Below are 21,220 nucleotides of genomic sequence, written 5' to 3' on the forward strand. Positions count from 1 at the left end.
TCAAAAATGGGCATTACCCCTTTTTGACTTCCTTGACTTCGGCATCCACCACATTGTCGTCGGCCGCCGGTTTGGCCGCCGTCGTTTCTTCGGCACCGGCTGCACCGCCGGCCTGAGCCGCCTGTGTCGCCTGCATGTCGGCGTACATTTTTTCGCCGAGTTTCTGGCTGGCTTCCATCAGCGCGGTGTTTTTCGCGTCAATGGCTTCCTTGCTGTCACCCTTGAGGGCTTCTTCCATCTCGGTGATGGCGGTCTCGATTTTTTCCTTCTCGCCGGCTTCGAGCTTGTCACCGTATTCGGCCAGCGATTTTTTCACGCTGTGAACCATGGCTTCGGCATTGTTCTTGGCGGTCACGAACTCGACTTTTTTCTTGTCGTCTTCGGCGTTCAGCTCGGCGTCTTTTACCATTTGCTGGATCTCGGCTTCGCTCAAACCCGAGTTGGCCTTGATGGTGATCTTGTTTTCCTTGCCGGTGCCTTTGTCTTTGGCGCCCACGTGCAAGATGCCGTTGGCGTCGATGTCGAAGGACACTTCAATTTGCGGCGTGCCACGTGCGGCTGGCGGAATACCCTCGAGGTTGAACTCGCCCAGCGCCTTGTTGCCCGAGGCGATTTCGCGTTCACCCTGGAACACCTTGATCGTCACGGCCGGCTGGTTGTCTTCAGCGGTCGAGAAGGTCTGCGCGAACTTGGTCGGGATGGTCGTGTTTTTCTTGATCATCTTGGTCATCACGCCGCCCATGGTTTCAATACCCAGGGACAGGGGGGTCACGTCGAGCAGCAGCACGTCGGTGCGGTCGCCGGACAGGACCTGACCTTGAATGGCAGCGCCCACGGCCACGGCCTCGTCGGGGTTCACGTCCTTGCGCGGGTCCTTGCCGAAGAAGGCCTTGACCATTTCCTGCACCTTGGGCATACGCGTCTGGCCACCAACCAGGATCACGTCGTGGATGTCGCCCACGCTGACACCGGCGTCCTTGATGGCGACGCGGCAAGGGGCAATCGTGCGCTCCAGCAACTCTTCCACCAGGGCTTCCAGCTTGGCGCGGGTCAGCTTGATGTTCAGGTGTTTGGGGCCCGAAGCGTCTGCCGTGATGTAGGGCAGGTTGATGTCGGTCTGCGCGCTGTTGGACAGCTCGATCTTGGCTTTTTCAGCGGCTTCTTTCAGGCGCTGCAGGGCCAACACGTCGTTCTTGAGGTTGACGCCGGATTCCTTCTTGAACTCGTCGATGATGAAATCGATGATGCGCTGGTCGAAGTCTTCGCCGCCCAGGAAGGTGTCGCCGTTGGTGGACAGCACTTCAAATTGTTTTTCGCCGTCAACGTCGGCAATCTCGATGATGGAGATGTCGAAGGTGCCGCCGCCCAGGTCATAAACGGCGATCTTGCGATCGCCTTTTTCCTGCTTGTCCATGCCGAAAGCCAGGGCCGCAGCCGTGGGTTCGTTGATGATGCGCTTGACATCCAGACCGGCAATGCGGCCGGCGTCCTTGGTGGCTTGGCGCTGGGCGTCATTGAAATACGCAGGCACGGTGATCACGGCTTCCGTGACCGGCTCGCCGAGGTAGTCTTCGGCGGTTTTTTTCATCTTGCGCAGGATGTCGGCACTGATCTGCTGGGCCGACAGTTTCTTGCCGCGTACTTCGATCCAGGCGTCGCCGTTGTCGGCCGCCACGATGGAATAAGGCATCAGACCGATGTCTTTTTGCACTTCTTTTTCGGCAAACTTGCGGCCGATCAGGCGCTTGACGGCATACAGCGTGTTCTTGGGGTTGGTCACGGCCTGGCGTTTGGCCGAGGCGCCGACCAGCACTTCACCGTCTTCCTGGTAGGCAACGATGGAGGGCGTGGTGCGTGCGCCTTCCGAGTTTTCAATGACGCGTGGCGTGTTGCCTTCCATGACGGACACGCAGCTGTTGGTCGTGCCCAAGTCGATACCGATGATTCTTCCCATGATCGTTTACTCCTAAATTTTCTATTTGCTTGATTGAACCCAGCGGGGATGGCCCTTCAGGCCAGCCGCTGTGAATGACTATGTTGATGACTTGTGGATAACTTGGATTGTTTCAAGTGCCGCATCTGTCTGGACAGGGATTTATTTGGGGGCGGCCACCATCACCAGCGCCGGACGCAAGACGCGGTCGGCGATCAGGTAACCTTTTTGCAGCACGCTGACCACGGTGTTGGCTTCCTGCTCGGCCGGCACCATGCTGATGGCCTGGTGCTGGTGCGGGTCAAATTTGTCGCCGGTGGCGGGATTGATCTCGACCACCTTGTTGCGTTCCAGCGCGCTTTTGAGCTGCTTGAGTGTGGCTTCGGTGCCTTCACGCAGCTGCTCGGCGCTGGCGTCCTTGATGGACAGGCCGGCTTCCAGGCTGTCGGCGACTGGCAGCAGGCTTTCGGCAAAACCCTCGACGGCAAACTTGCGTGCCTTGGCAATTTCATCGTCGGCGCGGCGGCGGGCATTTTCAGCCTCGGCCTTGGCGCGCAGGAAGTTGTCGGCCAACTCGCTGTTTTTGGCCTGCAGCACGGCCAGTTCGGCTTGTGCCGCCGTCAAGGCATCGGCTTCGTTGGCGGCCTGGGCGGCTTCCAGTTCTTCCGGGCTGGGAGCGCCTGTAAGTACTTGATTTTGTTCGGATTGATTGTTTTCTGGCATGGTCGGAGGCGGTTATTCAAAAGGACAAGTGAGCTAGCTGGGGGCAGCAAAGCCCTTTTCAAGGCAAGGGTTTGTGCCCGGATGCCTGACCTGCAACGTGCGCCTGCGTTAGCGGGCGCCGTCAACATGCTATGAAATAAATAGCTTCCTGCGCACGCAGGAAAAGGGCCAAGGGCGAATTTTATACAAAAAAATCAAGCACCCAGCCAGGTGGCGCCCAAATGAAAAGACAGGCGCCAGGCCTGTCTTTCAGGAGGGGGGACGGTTTATTTTTTCTTGACGGGGGTGCCGGCGGCAGCGGCCTTGACCTGGCTGGCGGTCCACTTGGCGGCAAAAGCCTGCATGTCGTTCAGGCGCTTGAGCAGGTCGGCGCCCAGGGTGGTGACGGTGTAGCCTTCGCTGCCGTGGCCCATCAGGCCGGCGTTGCGCAGCTCTTTGATGCGGGTGTTCAAGGTGTTGGGCGTGATGCTGCCGATGCTGTCCTGCAGCAGGCGGAAGGTTTGTGGGTGACCGTCTTTCAGGGCCCACAACACGCGCAAGGCGTAACGCGATTCAAGCAGTTCAAACAGCTGGCCGACGGCGGCATTTTCTTTGGAACTCATTAGGGGGATCTCCTGGTCACGTTTTTGTCACGGTTAATCGGTAAGCACGGGCTTGATGCGAAATATAACGGAAATTTTGGACTGCTACTAGTTTTGTAGCTGCCTGTGCCCGCGCAGTGTAGCCTGGGGGCCAAAAGGGCTTGAAAATTCGGGAAGGATGGGGTAAGCCCCCACGCTCCGTTCACGACCTGGGCGTCAGAGGTAAATTTTCTGCAGCAGGCGGAGCAGGGTTTTGCGTTCGGTGGCGCTCAGGCGGGCGGCGGCGTCGGATTCCAGTTCCTGCGCTGTTTGTTCGGCCTGGCGCATCAGTTTCTGGCCGCTGGGGGTCAGGTGCAGGCCAAAGGCCCGGCCGTCGCGCGGGTGTGGTTTGCGCTGAATCAGCTCGCGGCGTTCCAGCGCATTGATCATGCCGACCAGGTTGGGCGGCTGGATGTTCAGCGCCGCGCACAACTGGCGCGAGGTGATACCAGCGTTGTGTGTGATCAGCGAGATCACAGAAAAATCGACAGGCCGCAAGTCATACACCGCCATGCGTTCCAGGAAACTTTCGATCACAACCACCGCGGCGCGCCTGGCGTTGTAACCGAGCAGGCTTTCCAGGTAGCGGGTATCGACGGTTTCGACAGCCGGGGGCAATTTTTCTGGCATGGGTGAGGGCGGGTCTGCGGGTGGTGGGGAGGGGCGTTAGTATCGCCGCTGCCGGGCAAGGACGGCTTGGTGCTTCACGGCTTTCTTTCTTTTAGCGGCAACTGAAACTGGCCGCATTTTCGCTGTCGCCGCTGCCCTGGTAACGCGGCACCTGCGGGTAAGGACACAACAGACGGGTGCGGGTCGGGCTCCAACTGGCGGGTATTTCGGGGTTGGGCACGGCGGCGCCAGCACCACGCGCCTGCGCCACCACGGTTTGTGGCGCCTGGCCGAGTTCGACCCAGCGCACCAGCGCCTCCAGCATGTCCATCTGGTCGGTGGCCGGACCGCCGCGGCTGTGGTTCATGCCCGGCACCAGGAAGAGGCGGGCATGGCTGTCAGCGGCGGCGCCATGGGCTTGGCGGAAGTTGTCATACCAACTGATGCTGTCCAGCGCGGAAAACACCGGATCGGCCGTGCCGTGAAAGACCAGCAACTTGCCGCCGCTGGCCACGAAGCTGCGCAGCGTGGGGTCGGGCGGCGTCATGAAACTGATGGCGGATTCCTGGTAAGGCCCGGCTGTGGCCGACAGGCGCGGCAGGTCGCGGTCGATGTTGAACTGCAGGGCGTAGTCGATCAAGGTGTTGCCCTGGCCCGTGACCACGGCGGGTGAAGCCGGCGGGGTGCTCATCACAAAGGCCAGTGCGATGGCATCGCGCGGGCCCACGCTGTTGACAAATTTCCAGCTCGCCCAGTCGCGACCCGCCATGCCTGGGTCCCAGGGCAGGCCGGCATAGACACGTTGGCCTGCGGCCGTCACGGGTCCGTGGGCGACACTGGCCATCGCTGTTTTTTGCACAGCACTCAGGCAATGCCCGTCGGGCGCCGTGCCGGCGGCGCAACTGGGTACGTCGCGGGTGATGTTGAAGGCCGCCTGGCAGCCCTGCAGGTCGGCGACGATGCCGTCGGCCAGACCATCGAGGGCATCACAACGCGCGAGCACCTGCCGCGCCAGCAGAGCCAGGTCTGCGGGCGTGAGGGCCGTGCTCAGGTCGGGCCGGCCGGTGGCGGGACTGGTTTTGGCGATGCGCGCGAACTGCTGCGCCCCCCACACCTGCGCCGCAGCCGCCAGCGGCAACCGGTAACCCGGTGTGCTGACCAGAATACCGTCGTAGGCCGCCGGCAGGCGCGAGGCGGTGACAAAACCGTGGCGCCCGCCGTTGGAACTGCCCACCAGGTAAGAGGTGTCGGGCCCTTTGCCGTAATAGGTCTTGATCAGCGCCTTGGCCATAGGTGTGAGTTGCGCCACGGCGTTGTAGCCGTAGTCCAGCCGCGCCTGCGGGTCCAGCCCGAAGGTGGCGCCGCCTATCGGTGTGTTTCGGTCGAAGGCATGGCCGGCGTCCGAACTGATCACGGCAAAACCCTTGAGCAGGCCGTTACTGATCGGGCCACCGCCCAGGATGTCGCCATAAGCCGGCGTCTGGAATCCGTCCAGGCCGCCGTTGGCCTGGTAAAAGAAGCGGCCATTCCAGGCCGTGGGCAGGCGCATCTCGAAACCGATCGCATAAGGCTTGCCGTCCATCGGGCCTATGCGTTCATGCATGGCCCCTTTGAGCACACAATGCGCGGGCATGGCCTCTGCGATGCCTGGCAGTTTGAGTTGTCCGGCGTCCACCCGTTGCGTCGACAGGATGCGTGTGCCGGCAAAACTGAAACCCGCCGCCAGCCCTTCGCAGGCCACGACGGCGCTGGCGCCGGTGGCGGCAGGCCGCATCGGCGGCGTGCTGCTGCAGGCGGCCAGCAGCAGCAGGCCGGCGGCGCTGGCTGCCAAGCGGGTGACGGTGTGGGGCATGGGTGTCTCCTTCGGTTGGCTGGCGCCTGAAGTTTGCTATAAATTCAATAGCTTCTTACGCATATGCGGTATGGGCTAGAGTCTGTTTTTATGCATCAATGGGGTGAAATGGCCATTTGCGGCCTCAGGCCGGCGCCCCGTTTTTGCGCGAGGCGCCCAGGTAGGTGTCGACCACACGCGGGTCGCGTGCGAGTTCGGCGGCCGGGCCGCTGAGGCCGATTTCGCCCATCTCCAGCACATAGCCGTGGTCGGCCGCTTCCAGTGCGGCGCGCGCGTTTTGTTCCACCAGCAGGGTGGTCACGCCGGTTTTGCGCAAGGCTTCGATGGTGCGGAAAATCTCCTTGACGATGAGCGGCGCCAGGCCCAGGCTGGGTTCGTCCAGCATCAGCAGCTGGGGGCGCGACATCAGGGCCCGGCCCAGGGCCAGCATTTGTCGTTCGCCGCCCGACAAGGTGCCGGCTTCCTGGGCGCGGCGCTCCTTGAGGCGCGGAAACAGATCAAAGACCACGGCCATCTGGTCGCGCCAATCCTTGTTGCGCAAGCGCACCTGGCGAAAAGCGCCCAGCACCAGGTTGTCTTCGACCGACATGCTGCCGAACAACTCGCGTTTTTCGGCACCAGGGCAATGCCCAGCATCACACGTTCTTCCAGCGGCAGCCCGATGATGGACTGGCCGGCGTATTCGATGTTGCCGGTGGCTGGCAACACACCCATGAGTGCGTTGAGCAGGGTGGACTTGCCCGCGCCGTTGGGGCCTATGACGGTGATGATGCTGCCGCTGTCGGCCTGCAGGTCTATGCCGCGCAAGACCTCGGCCTTGCCGTAACCGGCGTGCAGATTGTGGACCTTGAGAAGAGGGGTGCTCATGAGGGGGAAACCTTCAGTGTTCGGTGCCGAGGTAGGCGGCGCGTACCGCCGGGCTGGCCTGGATTTCTTCGGGCGTGCCTTCAATCAGCCGGGTGCCGAACTCCATCACCACGATGCGGTCGGTCACCTGCATTACCAGGTCCATGTCGTGTTCGACCAGCAGGATGCTCATGCCTTCGCTCTTGAGCTGGCGCAAGACCTCGATCAGCGCCTGTTTTTCCAGGTAACGCAAACCGGCCGCGGGTTCGTCGAGCAGCAGCAGGGCCGGGTCGTTGCACAGCGCCCGGGCAATCTCCAGCAAGCGCTGCTGGCCCATGGCCAGATTGCCGGCCAACTCGTGGATATGTTCACCCATGCCAACCCGTCGCAACTGGTGTTCGGCTTCACGCAGCAGGCCTTGTTCTTCCGCGCGATCCAGCCGCAGCATCGCAGCCGTCGCGCCCTTGTGGCCGCGCAGGTGGGCGCCCAGCGCCACGTTCTCCAGCACGGTCATGTCGGCAATCATCTTGACATGCTGGAAGGTGCGCGAAATGCCGCGTTTGGCGATTTCGCGCGACGGCAGGCTGCTGATGGTTTCACCGCGGAAACTCACGCTGCCGCGGGTCAGGGCCAACACGCCGGTGATCAGGTTGAAGGTGGTGGATTTGCCGGCGCCATTGGGGCCGATCAGGCCGACGATCTGGCCCGAGGCGACCGAGAAGTTGATGTCGTTGACCGCGACCAGGCCGCCAAACTCCTTGCGGATGTTGCTGGCCTGCAGCACGATTTCACCGGCCGCCGGTTTGGCACGTGCCGGCAGGGGGGCTGCGTCCTGCCAGTCCACCTTGCGTCTGGCTTTGGGCAGCTTGCGGTCGACAAAGGCCCAGATGCCGTCGGGTGCGTATTTGAGCGTGAGCACCAGCAACACGCCGAACACAATCACTTCATAGCTGCCGCTGGTGCCCAGCAGTTTGGGCAGCAAGACCTGCAGCTGGTCGGCCAGCAGCTTGGTGATGGTCACGCCGGTGATGGCGCCCCAGACATGGCCGGCGCCGCCCAGCACCGCCATGAACAGGTACTCGATGCCCACATGTACGCTGAAGGGCGAGGGGTTGACCGAACGCTGGAAATGCGCGTACAGCCAGCCGGAGAGGGAGGCAAACAAGGCGGCGATCAGGAAGATGCCGATCTTGAAACGCAAGGTGTCCACCCCCATGGACTCGGCCATGTGTGAGCCGGTCTTGAGCGAACGAATGGCCCGGCCGACACGCGAGTCCAGCAGGTGTAACAGGCTCAAGCTGCCCAGCAAGACCAGCGACCAGGTCAGCAGCAGGTAGACCCGTCCCTGGCCCAGTTCCCAGCCGAAGATGGACAGGCCGGTGACACCCAGGATGCCGTCGTATTTGCCCAGCGCCTGCAGGTTGCCCATGGTGTAGTACAGCGACAGGCCCCAGGCCAAGGTCGCCAGCGGCAGGTAGTGGCCGGACATGCGCAGCGTGATCCAGCCCAGCACCACCGCACACAGGGCTGTCAGGCCCAGGCCCACAAACAGCGTGAGCCAGGGCGAGAGACCGGCGTTCACCGTGAGGTAAGCGCTGGTGTAAGCACCTATACCGACAAACGCGGCCTGGCCGAAGGAGGTGAGGCCACCCACCCCGGTCAGCAGAATCAAACCCAGCACCGCCAGGCTGGAGATGCCGATGTAGTTGAGCTGGGTGATCCAGAACTCGGGCACGGGCAGGATGCAGACCAGTACCAACGCGGCGATCAGGAGCCAGCCGCCCCATTTGCGAAGCGTCATGTCAGTGCTCCTCGTCCGAATGGCCGCTGGTGAGCGAACGCCACAAGAGCACGGGCAGGATCAGCGTGAACACAATCACTTCCTTGAAAGCACTGGCCCAGAAAGAACCCAAAGCCTCGATCACACCGACCAGCAAGGCACCTATGGCCGCGCCCGGGTAACTGGCCAGACCACCAATCACGGCGGCCACAAAACCTTTGAGGCCGATCAGAAAGCCGGAGTCGTAAAACACCGTGGTGGTCGGGCCTATCAGCAGGCCAGAAAGCGCGCCTATCAGGGCCGCCATGGCCAGGGTCAACTGGCCGGCCGTTTGTGAGGAGATACCCATGAGGCGTGCGCCCAGACGATTGACGGCGGTGGCACGCAAGGCCTTGCCGTACAAGGTGCGTTCAAAAAACAGCCACAACAACACAATCAGCGCCATCGAGGCCAGCGCGATGATCACGGCCTGGCCGGACAGGTTGACCGCCCCCAGGCTGAAACGTGCATCCCAGAAGGGCGGGTTGCGAAAACCTTCGGCGCCAAAAAACACCAAGCCCAGGCCGGTCAATGCAAAGTGCACGCCGACCGACACAATCAGCAGCACCAGCGAGCTGGCATCGGCCAGCGACTGGTAGGCCAGGCGGTAGACCAGCGGTCCGAAACAGGTCACGATACAGACCGACAGCAAGGCTTGCACCAGCAGCGAAAACTGCTGCGGCGCGGCCCACAGCGTGATCAGCGCGACGACGACCGGCATCACCAGCACCTTGAGTCCGGCGCGCAAGGCGCCCAGCGCTTGTTTGTGCCTTTTCCAGGTGTGCCAGGACTCGGTCAGCGCCGCCAGACCGGCCAGCAGCAACAGCAGCCAGATGGTGCCCGGCACCTTGCCGGTTTGCAGAATGGCCAGGGTGAGTGCGCCATACGTCACAAACTCGCCCTGCGGAATAAAAATCACCCGCGTGACGGCAAACACCAGTACCGTGGCCAGGCCCAGCAGCGCGTAAATCGCGCCATTGGTCAAGCCGTCAACCAGCAGGATGCTGGCAATTGAAAAATCCATAAAAACCTTCAGGGGTGCCCGTGAAACCTGTTCGGGCCGAACCGCGCGTGGGCGGTCCGGCCCGGGAGAGCCGGAGAAATGCCGCGTTTATTTGGGCTGCAGCTTCCAGTCGCCGTTCACGATCTGCATGATCACGCCGGTGTCATCGGTGTAACCCGCATGGTTGCTGGCGGTGTAGTTGACGGTGCCGTGGAACAGCGCAATCGGGCCGGCGTTTTCCAGCGCGGACTTGAGGGCGGCGCGGAACTCCTTGGTGCCCGGCTTGGCGGTCTTGAGCGCGATAGGAATGATTTTCTGCAGCACCACGGAAGCGTCGTAAGCATGGCCGGCAAAGGGGTTGCGGCTGTTGGGACCGTAGACTTTTTCCCAGGCGATCACGTGGGCCATGGCGACCTTTTTGCTCGGGTGATCGGCCGGCAACTGCTCGGCCACCACGCCCGGACCGGCAACCACAAACGCGCCTTCCACATCCTTGCCGCCGACGCGCATCAGGTCGCGTGAGGCCGCGCCGTGGGTCTGGTAAATCTTGCCCTTGTAGCCACGCTCGATCAGCGCTTTGTGCGGCATGGCCGCGCCGCTGCCCGAGGCGACGATCAGGATGGCGTCGGGGTTGCCGGCGGTGACCTTCAGGGCCTGGCCGGTGACGCTGGTGTCGGTGCGGGCAAAACGTTCTTCGGAGACAAACTTGATGTCTGTGCCGGCCATCTTGACCTTCATGTCGCGCAGGAACAACTCGCCATAGGCATCGGCGTAACCGATGAAACCAACGGTTTTGACGCCGGTCTTTTTCATATGCGCCACGATGGCATGCGACATCACCAGGGTGGACTGCGGCATGTTGTAGGACCAGGGCGACTTGGCCGTGGACACATCGATGGGCGCGAAGGTGAAATGCATGGTGCCGCTTTCAGACGCGACGGCGGCGACCGCGTTGGCCGGCGGCGTGGCGGCCGAACCCATGAGGATGTCGACCTTGTCGTCGGTCACAAAACGGCGGGCGTTTTTGGTGGCATTGGTCGGGTCGGTGGCGTCGTCAAGAATGATGACGTTGAGTTTTTCGCCGCCTATGCTGGAGGGCCACTGCGCGATGGCATTCTTGATCGGGATGCCCAGCGCGGAGGTGGGGCCCGTCAAGGGCAGGCTCACACCAATGGTGATATCGGCCAGGGCGCTGCCGGCGGCGACCAGGGCCACGGCAGCGGTGATGATTGTTTTTTTGAATGTCATGGGAATGTCTCCTGCGGGTGGGTGAAGAAAAAAAACCTCAGCGCGGCGCCATGCGCAGCGCGCCGTCAAGGCGTATCACTTCGCCATTGAGGTGAGTGTTGGTCACGATGTGGGCCGCCAGTTGGGCAAACTCCTCGGGCTTGCCCAGGCGCGCGGGGAAAGGAATGGAGGCGGCCAGCGACTGCTGCACGGCTTCCGGCAACTGTTTCATCAGCGGCGTGGCAAACAAGCCAGGTGCGACGGTGCAGACCCGAATGCCGTATTGCGCCAGGTCACGCGCCATCGGCAGGGTCATGCCGACCAGCCCGCCCTTGGAGGCGCTGTAGGCCTGCTGGCCGACCTGGCCGTCAAACGCGGCAACCGAGGCGGTGAACATCATCACGCCGCGTTCGCCGTCTTCCAGCGGCGCGAGCTTGACACATTCGGCGGCAAACAGCCGGCTGATGTTGTAGCTGCCGATCAGGTTCACCTGGATGACCTTGGCAAAGTCTTCCAGTGGCGCGGCCGAGCCATCTTTTTGCACCACCCGTTTGGCGCTGCCTATGCCGGCGATGTTCATCAAGATACGTGCCGGCCCGTGGGCTGCCGTCGCCTGGGCGAGGGCCGCGCTCACGCTGTCGGTGTGGGTGATGTCGCAGGCGCAGGCAATGCCGCCTATCTCGGCGGCCACTTTTTGGGCCAGGGCCAGGTTGATATCGAACACGGCGACTTTGGCGCCCAGGCGGGCGAGTTCGCGTGCGGTGGCTTCGCCGAGACCGGAGGCGCCACCGGTGACGATGGCGGTTTGTCCCTGGATGTTCATGCCGGGTTTCCTTGTGCTTGGAGGGTAAAGGGCAGGCTGCCGTCGTGCAGCGTGTTGGCCAGTACCTCTCGGTGTTTGAGCACGGCGCGCTGGTTGATCGACCCTTTGTCCGTGACCTCGCCCTTGTCGATGGAGGGTGGTTCATGCATCAGGTGGAGGCGGACAACGCGGTTGGCGCTGCCGGTGGCGCTGGCGGCGAGCTGGTCCAGCACTTTCTGGAAATGCGCCTGCACGGCCGCACTTTCCAGTACCTGCTGCAGGCTGGCTTCGGCCGGCAGCCCGGCCAGCGAACGCACCGCGGGCGTGGGGAAAATCAGGGCGCCGACTTCCTTGAGGTTGATGCCGGTCAACACGGCATCCTGGATGTAGGGCGCGCCGGCCGCGATGATTTTTGCGCGCAACGGGCCGACACTCACAAAGGTGCCGGTGGCGAGTTTGAAGTCTTCGGCAATCCGGCCGTCAAACTTCAGGCCCTGGTGGATGTTGTGTTCGTCAATCCATTTGACCGCGTCGCCGGTGCAGAAAAAACCTTCTTCGTCAAAAGCCTCTTGCGTGGCTTCGGGCGAACGCCAATAACCCGGCGTGATGTTGGGACCGCGGTAACGTACCTCGGTCTTGCCGTCGGTGGGCACCAGCTTGAGCTCCACGCCCGGCGTGGGCACACCGATGTCGCCGGCCTTCACATTGGGGCTGGTCACAAACACGGCAAACGGCGCGGACTCCGTCATGCCCAGGCCCGTGCCCATGACAATGCGTTCGCCAACTTCGGCTTCCTGGGTGGCGTGCAGGCTGTCCCAGATCGGTTGCGCCAGCGCGGCGCCCGAGTAGAAAAACATCTTCACGCGCGACAACAAGGTCTGGCGCAACTGGGCGTCGGTCTTCATCGCGTTGGCAATGGCCTCGAAACCGGTGGGCACGTTGAAGTACAAGGTGGGCGCTATTTCGCGCAGGTTGCGCAGGGTTTCGCCCATCAGCGCCGGTGTGGGTTTGCCGTCGTCGATGTACAAGGTGCCGCCGTTGTAAATCGTCAGGCCGACGTTGTGGTTGCCGCCGAAGGTGTGGTTCCAGGGCAGCCAGTCGACCAGCACCGGCGGCGCTTCGGTCAGCACCGGCATCGATTGCCGCATTTGTTGCTGGTTGGCGCACCACATGCGGTGGGTGTTGATCACGGCCTTGGGCATCTTGGTCGAGCCCGAGGTGAACAAAAACTTGGTGATGGTGTCCGGCCCGGTCGCCTGCAGCGCGGCATCGACTTGCGCCGTGGGTGTGGTGGCCAGCAGCGAGGCGAACGAGGTGCTGGGCAAGCCATCCAGCGACCCTTCACACCACACGATTTCCACACCGGGGTTGGCCGTGGCCTGGATGGCTTTGCCATAACGCGTGGTGTCGCTGGCGAAGATCAGGCCCGGGGTCAGAGTCTTGAAGATATGTCGCAGCTTGTCGTAGTCCAGGCTGACCACGCTGTAGGCCGGCGAGGCCGGGCAGTAGGGAATGCCGGCGTACAGACAGCCCAGCGCCAGTTGTGCGTGTTCAATGCTGTTTTCACTCAGAATCACCACCGGGCGCTCCGCGTTCAGGCCGCGGTTCAGCAAGGCTTGAGCAACAGCGCGGGCCTGCACCAGCGCCTCGCCATAACTGAGGTGACGCCAGTCGCCCAGGCTGCCATCGGCATTTTTGACACGACGCGCCAGGAAGGTGCGATCCGGCACGGTGTGCGCCCAGTGCAGAAAGCGGTCGGTCATGCGCGCCGCATAACTCGACAGCGGCTGGTCGGCCTGAAGGTAACGAACACCGTTGTCGCCGTCGCGAAGGGCCACACGTGTGACGCCGAATTCCAGCGGACGGTAACGCGGGGAAGAAGGGGATGTTGTCTCGCTCATGTTCTTGTTCTTTTGTGCTTTAGACGGTCTTGACTTTGTTGGCCTTGCCGTCGAGGAAGGCGCGTACGCGTTGTTTGGCTTCCGGCGCACTTTGGGCAATCGCCGCCATCAGCGATTCCGTCAGGTAACCCTGGTCGGCCGGTTGTTCGGCAATCCGGGGCAGGGCGTGCATCAGGGCGTAATTGGTCAGGGGGGCGTTTTGTGCGACCCGCAGGGCCAGCTCCAGGGCCTTGTCAAAAGCCTGGCCTTCGGGCACCAGGTATTGCGCAAAACCGGCACGTTCACCGTCGGGCGCGTTGTAGACGCGGCCGGTCAGCATCATGTCGGTCATGCGCGCCACACCTATCAGTTTGGGGATACGCACCGAGCCGCCGCCGCCGACAAAAATGCCGCGCGAACCTTCGGGCAAGGCGTAAAACGTGGATTCGTCGGCCACACGGATGTGGCAGGCGCTGGCCAGTTCCAGGCCGCCGCCAACCACGGCGCCATGCAGGGCCGCAATCACAGGCACCGGGCCGAACTGCACACGTTCCAGCGCGGCGTGCCACATGCGGGAATGGTGCAGGCCCTGGCCTGCATCGCGCTCCTGCAGCTCGCTCAGGTCCAGGCCGGCGCAGAAGTGCCCGCCGTCGCCATGGATCACGGCGGCCCGCACGGTGGCGGGCAGGTTTTCGAACAGATCGCGCAAGGCCAGGATCAGGCCGTCATTGAGGGCGTTGCGTTTGGCGGCGCGGTTCAGGCGAACCACGGCGACCTCCTGGTCGGCGCCGCGAAACTCAAGCTGGATATCTTTGGAGGGGGTTTTAGACGTCATGGTGAGGTTTGCAAAGTGACTGAATTATTGTTATAAACAATAACCAATTCAATCGATTTTCAGACCTTATTTCTCGGTGTTAACCCGCATGCACACGGAAGACGCCGAACTAGCCCCAAAACACCATGGACTACAAAAACCTCATCGCCATTGATATGCACACCCACGCCGAAGTGAGTTGCTGGAACCCGTTTGACAACTATGGCGAGGAATACGACCGCGCCGCCGACAAATATTTCAAAAACAGCCGCCGGCCGACGATTGAAGAAACCATTGCCTATTACCGCGAACGCAAGATAGGCCTGATCATGTTCACGGTGGACAGCGAGTCCAAGCTGGGCCGGCGCCGTATTCCGAACGAAGAAATTGCAGAAGCCGCGCAAAAAAACAGCGACATGATGATGGCTTTTGCCAGCATCGACCCGCACAAAGGGAAGATGGGCGCACGCGAAGCCGAACGCCTGATCAAGGAGTACGGGGTCAAGGGTTTCAAGTTTCACCCCACGGTGCAAGGTTTCCACCCCTACGACAAGATGGCCTGGCCGATTTACGAGGTGATCAACGCCTACAAATTACCGGCGATTTTCCACACCGGGCACAGCGGCATAGGCAGCGGCATGCGTTGCGGCGGCGGGCTGCGGCTGGAGTATTCCAACCCCATGCACCTGGACGACGTGGCCATCGATTTCCCCGACATGCAAATTGTCATGGCGCACCCGAGCTTTCCGTGGCAGGACGAAGCCCTGAGTGTGGCCACGCACAAACCCAATGTCTGGATTGACCTGTCGGGCTGGAGCCCCAAATATTTCCCCAAACAATTGGTGCAATACGCCAACACCTTGCTGAAAGACCGCGTGCTGTTCGGCAGCGATTACCCGCTGATCACGCCGGACCGCTGGATGAAAGATTTTGAAGACGCGGGCTTCAAGCCCGAGGTGATGCCCGGCATTCTGAAGGGCAATGCGATGCGGCTGCTGGGCTTGGGGCAGGATGAATCCCGCCCGGCATGAAAATTTAGGAAAAAAGGCTTCTGGCCCATATCCCCCGGGCGCAAGCAGCTATTGAAACAATAGCGATTGCTGCGCCGGCCCGGGCGCTTCAGCGAACGAGAGACACGGCGGCGCCGCTTGCCGACGAGGCCATCATGGCCGTGATCAGCCGGTGCACCTGCAGCGCGGAGCGTCCGGTCACCGCGGGTTCGGTGTTGGTACGGATGGCGTTCACAAAATCCTGCAAGACCGCGCGATGGGCCTGGTGGTCAAAAGCCATCAGGTTGGCGCCCGAGCCCGAAGTCTGCCTTTCGCCGGCGTGAATTTTTCGGCCATCCAGCAACTCGGCCTGTAACTCGCCGGCTTCCAGTGTGGCGCTGCCTAAAGTGAAGTTCAGGGCGATGTGTTCCGGAAAACCGGGGTAGGCGGCCGTGGTGGCGTCGATGTTGGCCACGGCGCCATTCGCGTAATGCAGCAGGGCGGCCACGGTGTCTTCGCATTCCATGCGGTGCAAGGCGCTGGTGCTGGCCAGCGCGATCACCTTGTCCGGCATGCCGGTCAGGCAAAGCAAGAGGTCCAATGTGTGAATGGCCTGTGTCATCAAGACGCCGCCGCCATCCCGTGCCAAGGTGCCACGGCCCGGCTCGTCGTAATAACTTTGGGGGCGCCACCAACGCACGCTGGCCGAGGCGCTGACCAGGCTGCCAAGGACGCCACTTTCAATCAGTTGCGCCAGCGCGCGGGCCGCGTCGCGCAGGCGGTGCTGCAGCATCACGGCGAGCTTGACGCCGTGTTGCTCGCAAATCGCCACCATCTGTTCGGCCTTGTCCAGGCTGACGTCCAGCGGTTTTTCCACCAGCACATGTTTGCCGGCTTGGGCCAGGCGCATCACGATGTCGCCATGGGTGTTGGGTGGCGTGAGGACCAGCACGGCCTGCACCGAGGCGTCATCCAGCACGTCTTCCAGCCGGGTGCTGGTGGCGGTGCCGGCTGGCAGATTCAGTCCGGCCAGTCGTTCGGTGCTGCGGGCCACCAGCCAGACCAGCTCCAGCTCGGCGCCCAGGTCCTGCAGGCTTTGCAGATGCGGGGCCGAGGCTTGGCCCGCACCGACCACGGCAACCCGCATTCTTGTGCTGGCGCTTTTATTCAAGTTTGATGCCTGCCGCCTTGATGACCTGGGCCCATTTCTCGACCTCGGCTTTCTGGAAGGTGGCGACCTGGTCCGGCGTCATGCTGGAGGGCTGCATGCCCAGGCTTTTCAGGCGATCCTGCATCTCTGTGGTCTGCAGGATTTTCATGGTCTCGGCGTGCAGGCGGTCCACGATGGGTTTGGGCACACCGGCGGGCACAAAAATGCCTTGCCAGGACACCACTTCAAAACCGGGCACGCCGGACTCCGCAATCGTCGGCACGTTAGGCAGCGAGTCCAGGCGTTTGGCCGAACTCACGGCGATGGCGCGCACCTTGCCGCTCTGGATGTGGGGGCCGGCGACCACGGTGGTGTCAAACATCATGTCGACCTGGCCGCCAATCACGTCCTGGATCGCCGGGCCGCTGCCTTTGTAAGGCACGTGGATGAACTGCGTGCCCGAGCGAAAGCCCAGCAGTTCCAGCGTCATGTGTTGCGAGGTGCCATTGCCGGCCGAGGCCGAGGTGACGGTTTTCGGTTTGGCCTTGGCCGCGTTCAGCACGTCCTGCAAGGTCTTGTAAGGACTGTCCGCTTTGACGATCAACACCACCGGGTTCGAGCCAATCAGTGCCACCGGCGAAAAAGACTTGATCGGGTCGTAGCCGAGCTTGGGATACAGGCTGACATTGATCGCATGCGAGCTGATGGTGCCGCCCAACAGGGTGTAACCGTCGGCCGGCGCACGCGAGGCGATCTCCGAACCCACGCTGCCGCCAGCGCCGCCGCGGTTTTCGACCACCACGGTGGTGTCCAGCACCGGGCCCAGCTTTTGCCCGATCAGGCGCGCCAGAATGTCCGTGGTGCCGCCAGCGGGGAAGGGCACGACATAGTTGATCGGCTTGGAAGGCCATTTGTCCTGGGCCCAGGCCGGCAACGCAACGGCGCCACCAAGAACGACCGGGGCGGCCAAGGCGAGGGCTGTGTGAATCAGTGAGCGGCGTTTCATGTTGTCTCCAGGCTGTTGTTTAGGACGAAAAGGCAGGCGTGCAAGGGTGAACGATCTTGCGGGAGGCCCCTGGATCGGCTCACGCACGCTTTCGCTGTGGCCAGCGTTCAGGGCATGCGTGTTCGAGATTCAGAAGTCGGGGGAGCGGTGCATCAAACTGTCAAAATAGATCAGTCATCGTACAACTTGGTCGGATTTTCTGCCAATCGGGGAATTCCCTCATTTGGCTCGCAAACCCCGTTTTCGGCTCAGCGAACCGGCGTGGACTCGGTGTTCTGGCCTTTGCGCAGCCGTTCGCGGCTGTTGGACAGGTGGGTGCGCATGGCGGCCCGGGCGGCGTCCGCATCCTGGTTGCGGATGGCGTTGTAAATGTTTTCATGCTCGCCGTTGACACGTTGCAGGTAGTTCAGCCGGCCCTCGGGTGCGCTTTGCGGCGTGTTCACACGGGTGCGCGGAATGATCATGGTGCCCAGGTAGGTCATCAGGTCCGCAAAATGCCGGTTGCCGGTGGCGCGCGCCACTTCCATATGAAACTGGAAGTCGGGCGGCACCGCATCGGAGTCCGCATGGATAGAGTCCTGGAAGGCGCGCAGCGCATTGGCCATGGCTTCCAGATTTTCCGTGCTTCGCCTCTGGGCGGCCAGGCCGGCAGCCTCGGTTTCCAGGCTGATACGCAGCTCCAGCAGCGAGATGACATCGGCCACCGTGGCGAAGTCGGCGGCGGCAATCTTGAAGTTGCCGGACTCCCGCTGTTGAAGCACAAACGTGCCTATGCCGTGCCTTGTTTCGACCAGGCCGGAGGCCTGCAGCTTGGAAATGGATTCACGCACCACGGTCCGGCTGACGTCAAAACGGACCATGATTTCGGCTTCGGTCGGCAGTTTGTCGCCGGGCTGGAGTTGTCCTTCCCGAATGCTGGCGGCCAGGCTTTCGACGATTTCCGTCACCAGCCCGCGCGGGCGGCGCATGCGCGGGGCTTCGTCAATCAGGGGGCTGCTCGGCTTGGGTTCCATCGGGTTTGCTCGGGTAGGGGTTTGCCATAGTGTCGCCAGAAAATTGTTGACAGACGAAGGCGCGTCACTAAAATTCTTGGTCATCAGACAACATATGACTGATGTGTTGATCAATTCAGGCCACTGTAGCAAACTGGGTAAAAAAGTCCAGTGATGCACCCAGGCAAGTATCTAAAAAGAGACCTTATGACAATCCAGGTTCACAAAAAATTGCTGTTGACCGGTGCTGCCGGCGGCTTGGGTCAGGCCTTGCGCGAGCGCCTGAAAGCGAATTGCACGGTCTTGCGCCTGTCGGACCGGGTGGACTTGGGCGTGGCCGGTGCGCAGGAAGAAGTGGTGCTGGCCGATCTGGCCGATGCCGCGGCTGTGGATGTGATGGTGCAGGGCGTGGACGCGATTGTTCATTTGGGCGGCGTGTCGGTCGAAGGACCTTTCGGCCCCATCCTGCAGGCCAATATCCTGGGCCTTTACAACCTGTATGAGGCGGCGCGTAAACACGGCGTCAAACGCGTGGTGTTTGCCAGTTCCAACCATGTGACCGGCTTTTACCGGCAAAGCGAGACCCTCACGGCCGACGCACCTGCGCGCCCTGACGGCTTGTATGGCGTGAGCAAGGCTTTTGGCGAGGATTTATCGCGCTTTTATTTTGACCGTTATGGCATTGAAACCGCCTGTGTGCGGATTGGCTCCTCGTTTGCCGAACCCAAGGACAGGCGCATGTTGGCCAGTTGGCTGAGTTTTGACGATTTGCACCGCCTGATCACCGCCTGCCTGAGCACCCCCCGTGCTGGGCCACAGCATTGTGTTCGGCATGTCCGACAACGCCGTGACCTGGTGGGACAACAGCCGGGCCAAACATATTGGCTACCAGCCACAAGACAGCTCGGACATTTTTCGCGAAGCGGTTTACGCGCGTACGCCGGCGCCTGATCTGAACGACCCGGCGGTTCAGTTTCAGGGCGGCGGTTTTGTCAAAGCCGGCCCTTTCGCCGATTGACGTGATGAGTACCCAAGCGGAACTCGTGCTGGACAGCCGCAACGCGACCGGCGAAAGCCCGGTCTGGCAGGTCGCTGAACAAGCGCTGTATTGGGTCGATATCCCGGCCCGCCAACTCTGCCGCTGGCAAGCGGCCACCGGGGAGGTCACAAATTGGGCTGCGCCCGAAATGCTGGCCTGTATCGCGCAGGGCCAGCGTCCGGGCACATGGGTGGCAGGTCTGGAAACCGGCATCTTTGAATTGCAGATACAGCCCGGCGGCGAGTTACGCAGCCAGTTGCTGGCCGGTGTGAATCACGCCCAGCCTGGCATGCGTTTCAACGATGGCCGTTGCGACCGCCAAGGGCGTTTCTGGGCCGGCACCATGGTCATGAACATGGGCCTGGCCTCCAGCGCCGGTGCTTTGTACCGTTATGCGCAGCCGAATGGCTTGCAAAAAATGCTGGATGGCTTCATCACGCCCAACGGCCTGGGCTTCAGCCCCGACGGCCGCACCCTATACCTCTCGGATTCCCATCCCTCGGTGCAGATGATCTGGGCCTTTGACTACGACACGGTCACCGGCACGCCCTCGAATCGTCGGGTGTTTGTCGACATGAATGCTTTTCCGGGCCGGCCTGATGGTGCGGCCGTGGATGAAGACGGTTGTTACTGGATTTGCGGCAACGATGCGGGCCTGGTGCACCGCTTCACACCCGACGGCAAGCTGGACCGGTCGTTGGCCGTGCCCGTGAAAAAACCGGCCATGTGCGCCTTTGGCGGCGCTGGCCTGGATACCCTGTTCGTGACATCGATTCGCCCTGATGGAGTCGATTTATCTGACCAGCCGCTGGCCGGTGGTGTGTTCGCGCTGCGCCCCGGCGTGCGCGGGCTGCCCGAGGCTGCGTGCCTGCATTAAAAAGTGTTCATTAGTAATTCCACCACCACTTAGAGGATGACATGAAGATTCAAAAAACACTGTTTGCCGTTGCCGCAGCGCTGGCCATGGCTCCCTTGGCCGGTTTCGCCGCCGAGTTCCGCTCCGCCGACATCCACAACGCCGACGACTATCCGACCGTGGTCGCCGTCAAATACATGAGCGAGGTGATGGACAAAAAGAGCGGCGGCAAATACAAGATCAAGGTCTTCAACAAGGGCGCGCTCGGCACCGAGAAGGAAACCATCGATCAGGTGAAGATAGGCGCGTTGGACCTCACGCGTGTGAACATCAGCCCGATGAACGCGATCTGCCAGAAGACGCAGGTGCCGACCATGCCTTTCCTGTTCCACTCGGTCGAACACATGCGCAAGTCGCTGGACGGCCCGGCCGGCGAGGAGATCCTGAAAAGCTGCGAGTCGGCCGGCTTCATTGGCCTGGCTTTTTACGACAGCGGTGCGCGCTCGATCTACGCCAAGAAGCCGATCAAGACCGTGGCCGACGTGAAGGGCATGAAAATTCGCGTCCAGCAGTCAGACCTGTGGGTGGCCCTGATTGCCGCCATGGGCGGCAACGCAACACCCATGCCTTACGGCGAGGTTTATACGGGCCTGAAAACCGGCCTGATCGACGCCGCCGAGAACAACATCCCCTCCTTCGATACGTCCAAGCACTATGAGGCCGTGAAGTTCTACTCCAAAACCGAACACTCGATGGCGCCAGAAATGCTGCTGATGTCCAAGGTGGTGTGGGACAAGTTGCCCAAGGCTGACCAGGACATGATCCGCAGCGCGGCCAAGGACTCAGTCGCGGTCCAGCGCAAGAAGTGGGACGAGCAGGAAGGCAAATCGCTGGCCGTGGTCAAGGCTGGCGGAGCCCAGATCGTCGAGGTTGACAAGGCCTCGTTCCAGTCGGTGATGGGTCCGGTTTATGACAAGTTCATGAGCACGCCCGACCTGAAACGCCTGGTCAAGGCCATTCAGGACACCAAGTAAGCATCACCTGGCACGCCCTCATCCTC

The 21,220-nt window shown here is 61.9% G+C and carries 17 protein-coding genes and 2 pseudogenes; 4 read left to right on the forward strand and 15 right to left on the reverse strand.

Translation table 11 applies throughout. From position 1 onward, the window contains the following. Nucleotides 1–13 precede the first annotated feature (13 nt). From dnaK to ACHMXK_RS08810, 12 genes and pseudogenes are all read right to left on the reverse strand, one after another. Entirely contained in the window at nucleotides 14–1,954 is a 1,941-nt protein-coding gene (gene dnaK / locus ACHMXK_RS08755; RefSeq protein ID WP_397439492.1) for a molecular chaperone DnaK, read from the reverse strand. Nucleotides 1,955–2,095: 141 nt separating this feature from the next. After that, complete coding sequence (gene grpE, locus ACHMXK_RS08760; protein ID WP_397439494.1) at nucleotides 2,096–2,656, reverse strand: nucleotide exchange factor GrpE; 561 nt, start codon at nucleotides 2,654–2,656, stop codon at nucleotides 2,096–2,098. Nucleotides 2,657–2,922: 266 nt separating this feature from the next. Then, nucleotides 2,923–3,258: a winged helix-turn-helix transcriptional regulator gene (locus ACHMXK_RS08765; RefSeq protein ID WP_397439496.1), complete on the reverse strand. Its 336-nt coding sequence runs from the start codon at nucleotides 3,256–3,258 to the stop codon at nucleotides 2,923–2,925. A gap of 195 nt (nucleotides 3,259–3,453) precedes the next feature. Next, on the reverse strand, nucleotides 3,454–3,906 hold the full coding sequence (locus tag ACHMXK_RS08770) for a MarR family winged helix-turn-helix transcriptional regulator (RefSeq protein ID WP_397439498.1): 453 nt from the start codon (nucleotides 3,904–3,906) through the stop codon (nucleotides 3,454–3,456). A gap of 91 nt (nucleotides 3,907–3,997) precedes the next feature. Continuing rightward, nucleotides 3,998–5,737, reverse strand: coding sequence for a tannase/feruloyl esterase family alpha/beta hydrolase (locus ACHMXK_RS08775; protein ID WP_397439500.1), 1,740 nt, complete (start codon nucleotides 5,735–5,737; stop codon nucleotides 3,998–4,000). A gap of 124 nt (nucleotides 5,738–5,861) precedes the next feature. Then, nucleotides 5,862–6,604 (reverse strand): annotated as a pseudogene (locus ACHMXK_RS08780) (ABC transporter ATP-binding protein). A 13-nt stretch (nucleotides 6,605–6,617) separates the two neighbouring features. Further along, nucleotides 6,618–8,384, reverse strand: a complete 1,767-nt coding sequence (locus ACHMXK_RS08785; RefSeq protein WP_397439502.1) for an ATP-binding cassette domain-containing protein — start codon at nucleotides 8,382–8,384, stop codon at nucleotides 6,618–6,620. A gap of 1 nt (nucleotide 8,385) precedes the next feature. Further along, nucleotides 8,386–9,426, reverse strand: coding sequence for a branched-chain amino acid ABC transporter permease (locus ACHMXK_RS08790; RefSeq protein WP_397439504.1), 1,041 nt, complete (start codon nucleotides 9,424–9,426; stop codon nucleotides 8,386–8,388). A gap of 87 nt (nucleotides 9,427–9,513) precedes the next feature. Continuing rightward, nucleotides 9,514–10,653, reverse strand: a complete 1,140-nt coding sequence (locus ACHMXK_RS08795; RefSeq protein WP_397439506.1) for an ABC transporter substrate-binding protein — start codon at nucleotides 10,651–10,653, stop codon at nucleotides 9,514–9,516. Nucleotides 10,654–10,690: 37 nt separating this feature from the next. Beyond that, on the reverse strand, nucleotides 10,691–11,455 hold the full coding sequence (locus ACHMXK_RS08800; RefSeq protein WP_397439508.1) for an SDR family NAD(P)-dependent oxidoreductase: 765 nt from the start codon (nucleotides 11,453–11,455) through the stop codon (nucleotides 10,691–10,693). After that, nucleotides 11,452–13,335 carry a feruloyl-CoA synthase gene (locus ACHMXK_RS08805; protein ID WP_397439510.1) on the reverse strand — a complete coding sequence of 628 codons (1,884 nt, stop codon included), beginning with the start codon at nucleotides 13,333–13,335 and terminating at the stop codon, nucleotides 11,452–11,454. The genes ACHMXK_RS08800 and ACHMXK_RS08805 overlap by 4 nt, the downstream gene beginning before the upstream one ends. Before the next feature lie 19 nt (nucleotides 13,336–13,354). Continuing rightward, entirely contained in the window at nucleotides 13,355–14,149 is a 795-nt protein-coding gene (locus ACHMXK_RS08810) for a crotonase/enoyl-CoA hydratase family protein (protein WP_397439512.1), read from the reverse strand. A gap of 125 nt (nucleotides 14,150–14,274) precedes the next feature. Here ACHMXK_RS08810 and ACHMXK_RS08815 point away from each other — a divergent pair, with 125 nt between their 5' ends. Continuing rightward, the gene (locus ACHMXK_RS08815; RefSeq protein ID WP_397439514.1) at nucleotides 14,275–15,159 is read left to right on the forward strand and encodes an amidohydrolase family protein; all 885 of its coding nucleotides are present in this window, start codon (nucleotides 14,275–14,277) and stop codon (nucleotides 15,157–15,159) included. A gap of 88 nt (nucleotides 15,160–15,247) precedes the next feature. Here the strand turns inward: ACHMXK_RS08815 and ACHMXK_RS08820 are convergent, their stop codons facing one another. The 3 genes from ACHMXK_RS08820 to ACHMXK_RS08830 all read right to left on the reverse strand — a co-directional run bounded on the left by ACHMXK_RS08820 (nucleotide 15,248) and on the right by ACHMXK_RS08830 (nucleotide 18,286). After that, nucleotides 15,248–16,288 carry a Gfo/Idh/MocA family protein gene (locus ACHMXK_RS08820; RefSeq protein ID WP_397439516.1) on the reverse strand — a complete coding sequence of 347 codons (1,041 nt, stop codon included), beginning with the start codon at nucleotides 16,286–16,288 and terminating at the stop codon, nucleotides 15,248–15,250. Further along, nucleotides 16,281–17,273: a Bug family tripartite tricarboxylate transporter substrate binding protein gene (locus ACHMXK_RS08825; protein WP_397439518.1), complete on the reverse strand. Its 993-nt coding sequence runs from the start codon at nucleotides 17,271–17,273 to the stop codon at nucleotides 16,281–16,283. Before ACHMXK_RS08825 ends, ACHMXK_RS08820 begins: the two co-directional genes overlap by 8 nt. A 248-nt stretch (nucleotides 17,274–17,521) precedes the next feature. Then, nucleotides 17,522–18,286 carry a FadR/GntR family transcriptional regulator gene (locus ACHMXK_RS08830; RefSeq protein WP_397439520.1) on the reverse strand — a complete coding sequence of 255 codons (765 nt, stop codon included), beginning with the start codon at nucleotides 18,284–18,286 and terminating at the stop codon, nucleotides 17,522–17,524. Between the two features lie 186 nt (nucleotides 18,287–18,472). Here ACHMXK_RS08830 and ACHMXK_RS08835 point away from each other — a divergent pair. The 3 genes and pseudogenes from ACHMXK_RS08835 to ACHMXK_RS08845 all read left to right on the forward strand — a co-directional run bounded on the left by ACHMXK_RS08835 (nucleotide 18,473) and on the right by ACHMXK_RS08845 (nucleotide 21,194). Then, nucleotides 18,473–19,283 (forward strand): annotated as a pseudogene (locus ACHMXK_RS08835) (NAD-dependent epimerase/dehydratase family protein). 4 nt (nucleotides 19,284–19,287) lie between these two features. Further along, nucleotides 19,288–20,181 (forward strand): SMP-30/gluconolactonase/LRE family protein, encoded by an 894-nt coding sequence (locus tag ACHMXK_RS08840; RefSeq protein ID WP_397439522.1) that lies wholly within the window; start codon nucleotides 19,288–19,290, stop codon nucleotides 20,179–20,181. 41 nt (nucleotides 20,182–20,222) lie between these two features. Then, nucleotides 20,223–21,194 (forward strand): TRAP transporter substrate-binding protein, encoded by a 972-nt coding sequence (locus ACHMXK_RS08845; RefSeq protein ID WP_397439524.1) that lies wholly within the window; start codon nucleotides 20,223–20,225, stop codon nucleotides 21,192–21,194. The last annotated feature ends 26 nt before the right edge of the window (nucleotides 21,195–21,220 follow it).

Origin of the sequence: Polaromonas sp. UC242_47 (assembly GCF_044452385.1) — a bacterium.
Classification (GTDB): domain Bacteria; phylum Pseudomonadota; class Gammaproteobacteria; order Burkholderiales; family Burkholderiaceae_C; genus Polaromonas.